At 72.1% G+C, this 3,013-nt stretch carries 3 protein-coding genes; all 3 read right to left on the bottom strand.

What is annotated here, in order from left to right; translation table 11 throughout:
- Positions 1–733 (bottom strand): hydroxysqualene dehydroxylase (locus ACWD3D_RS35485; protein WP_451464793.1); only part of this gene is annotated, 733 nt, incomplete at its 3' end.
- A 100-nt stretch (positions 734–833) separates the two neighbouring features.
- Positions 834–1,787, bottom strand: a complete 954-nt coding sequence (gene hpnD, locus ACWD3D_RS35480; RefSeq protein WP_451464792.1) for a presqualene diphosphate synthase HpnD — start codon at positions 1,785–1,787, stop codon at positions 834–836.
- Positions 1,784–2,692: a squalene synthase HpnC gene (gene hpnC, locus ACWD3D_RS35475; RefSeq protein WP_451464791.1), complete on the bottom strand. Its 909-nt coding sequence runs from the start codon at positions 2,690–2,692 to the stop codon at positions 1,784–1,786. The genes hpnD and hpnC overlap by 4 nt, the downstream gene beginning before the upstream one ends.
- Between the last annotated feature and the right edge of the window lie 321 nt (positions 2,693–3,013).

Genomic DNA, 3,013 nt, shown 5'->3' with positions numbered 1-3,013 from the left:
TGGCGCGCAGTCGGGTGCGCACCCCGGCGGAGTCGAGGGCCTTGCGGGCGAGGGTGTCGTGGAGTTCACCGAGCGGTACGGCCGCCCACCCGATGTCGGCGGCGCCGGGCTCGGAGAGCAGGCCGGTCTTGAAGACCATCGCGGCGAGCGCCATGGAGGAGTTCTCGGCGGTCGCGTTCAAGGTGGCGACCCCGACGAGGTCCCAGAGGGCTTCGACGGTCCTGGCGGACTGGCCGTAGCGGCGGAGCCAGTCGGCGAAGCTGACGTCGTCCAGCGCCGGGTCGGCCGGGTCGAGCCGGCCGAGGGCGAGCGCGGCCCGGCCCACGGCCGCCTTCTCGGCGAGCGAGAGGTGCGGGTAGGCGGCGAGCCCGCCGGCGAGATGCAGCGGTACGGGCAGGTTGGTGCGCCGGAGCCGCCCGAGGCGGGGCCCGGCGGGCCGGCCCACGTCGAGCACGGGCACGTCGAGGCGCTCCTGGAGCGGGGCCAGGTGGGCCGCGCCGATCCGCTCCAGGAACCCGCGGTATCCGGTGCAGCAGCGCAGGTAGACGTGCTGTCCGTTGTCGACCGTGAGATCTCCGCGGCGGAAGGAGAAGGCGAGACCGCCGAGCCGGGGGCGGCCTTCGAGGAGGGTCACGCCGAGCCCCGCGTCGGCGAGGCGGAGGGCGGAGGTGATGCCGGCGAGGCCGCCGCCGACGACCACGGCGCGCGCGGGCAACGGCGCGGTACCGGTCATGCCTCGCCCTCCCGTCGGGTCGTCGACCACAGAATCGTCCCAGGGGAGGACGCCGTCTGCCAGTGGAAGGTTGCCCGGTACACGGGCCCGCCGGAGTGGGTCACGGGCGGCCCGTCCTCGTCAGACGCGAGACGTGACGCGCGTCAAGTCCGGAGAGACCGCGGACCGCCACGTACGCCTTCTCGTGGCCGGGCAGGGAGACCCTGCCGCGCAGGACGGCCCCGGGGTCGCGCTCGATGCGGTCCAGGAGGCGGCGGTAGATACCGGCCATCGCGGCGACGCAGGCTCCGCTGCGGCGGTCCAGCATCGGCAGCAGCCGGTATCCCTCGGCGAAGAGCGCGCGGGCCCGGCGGACCTCGAAGTGGATGAGGCCCGCGAAGTCGGAGCCGGCCGGCGGGGTGGCCCGGTGGAAACCCTCGGAGCAGCCGAACTTGGCGAGATCGTCGGCGGGCAGGTAGGTACGGCCGTTGGCGGCGTCCTCGCGCACGTCACGCAGGATGTTGGTGAGCTGGAGAGCGAGCCCGAGGGTGTCGGCGTACTCGGCGGCGCGGTCGGAACCGGGCGCGCCGGGCTCCGGGCCGAAGACACCGAGGCTGAGGCGGCCGATGGCTCCGGCGACGCAGCGGCAGTAGGTCTTCAGGTCGTCCCAGGTCTCGTAGGTCGCTCCGCGTACGTCCATCAGCACGCCGTCGATCAGTTCGTCGAGCCCGCCCAACGGCAGCGGGAAGCGCTGGGCGGCGTCGGCGAGCGCGACGGCGACCGGGTCGGTGTCGTCCTCGTCGACCTTGCCGTCGCGGACCCTGCCGAGCAGTTCGCGGGTGCTCTCCAGCCGTGTCGTCTTCGTCCCGGGGTCGAGTTCACCGTCGCCGATGTCGTCGACCCGGCGGGAGAAGGCGTACAGCGCGGACATCGCCCGCCGCTTCTCGGTCGGAAGCAGCCTGATGCCGTAGGCGAAGTTACGTGCCTGCTGACCCGTGACGGCCTCGCAGTAGCTGTATGCCGCCGCTACCGGTGCCGACACGGACGTCGTCTGTCCCTCCACTTTCGGAGTCATCCCTCTCTTCGCGCACTTCGCAAGACAACTCCCACTTCGCGCAGCAGGCTGGGCTTCGTGGGTTTGGGCGGTCCGGGCAGTACGTCGAAGCCGGCCGCTGTGATCGAGTGGAGGGCCGCCCGCCCTCCGGCGACGAATCCGGCGAGCAGCAGTCGGAGCCTGCCCTGGACGCTGCCCACCAGGGGGATGCCTTCATCCAGCAGCTCCCGGGCACGGGCCGCCTCGTAGGCGATCAGGGCACGCACCGACGCACCGGCGGTCGGCGCGGCGAGGTCGGCCTCGGTCACACGGAAGCGCTCCATGTCCTCGGCCGGCAGGTAGATCCGGTCGCGGCCGAGGTCCTCGGTGACGTCCTGGAGGTGCTCGGCGATCTGCAGCGCGGTGCAGACGGCGTCCGAGCGGCGTACCCGCTCCGGGCTGGTGGTTCCGGTGAGGGCGAGGACGAGCCTGCCGACCGGGTTGGCGGAGAGTTCGCAGTACGCGAGGAGTTCGTCCCAGGTCGCGTATCGGCGGACCTTCTGGTCCTGCCGGTTGGCCTCGACCAGTCCGAGGAACGGCTCGGGCGTGAGCGCGCGGCGGCGCACGGTGGGGCGCAGGGCGAGCAGCAGGGGGTGGTGCGGATCTTCCCCGTCGGTGGAGAAGACGCGGCGCAGGTCGGCCTCGAAGGCGTCGAGCATGGCGAGCCGGTCGTCGCTCCGTCCGGGTTCCAGGCCCAAGTGGCGGGCGTCGGCGCCGCCGGGGGCGAGGTCGCCGTCGCCGATGTCGTCGACGAGCCGGGCGTATCCGTAGACCGCCATCAGGTCGTCGCGCCAGGCGCGGGGCAGGAAGAAGGGAGCCACGGGGAAGTTCTCGTCCGTGGCCTTGTCGAGCGTGGCGACCGCGGGCGCCTGGTGGGTACGGGTCACGTCGTACCGCCCGGCGCGGGGACGGCGAAACCACGTCGGAGCTGGAGATTGTCCGTCATTGCCGTCACATCTCCCGTTCTACACTGCTGACCCAAAACATCCCTTTTCGGACACGCCGCCCGACCTTCCGAGTGCCCCGGTGCACTCTGGTCGCGTGCTGCGGGCGTATCGCCACACTTGCCGCGAATCAGCACCGGTACAGCTTACGTTGTACGGCTCACACGGCATCGACCGGGTGTTGCGCACCGTCGCACCCGCCTCCCGGACACCCAACCTTCCACGGCGCCCGGACACTTGGCATCGTCCGACAGGTGGAGAAGC

Source organism: Streptomyces sp. NPDC002690 (assembly GCF_053592415.1).
This window is presented reverse-complemented; position numbering and strand designations above follow the sequence as displayed.

Excerpts from the sequence above, each read along its gene's own strand:
- hpnD (WP_451464792.1), bottom strand. The coding sequence starts at position 1,787 with ATGACTCCGAAAGTGGAGGGACAGACGACGTCCGTGTCGGCACCGGTA.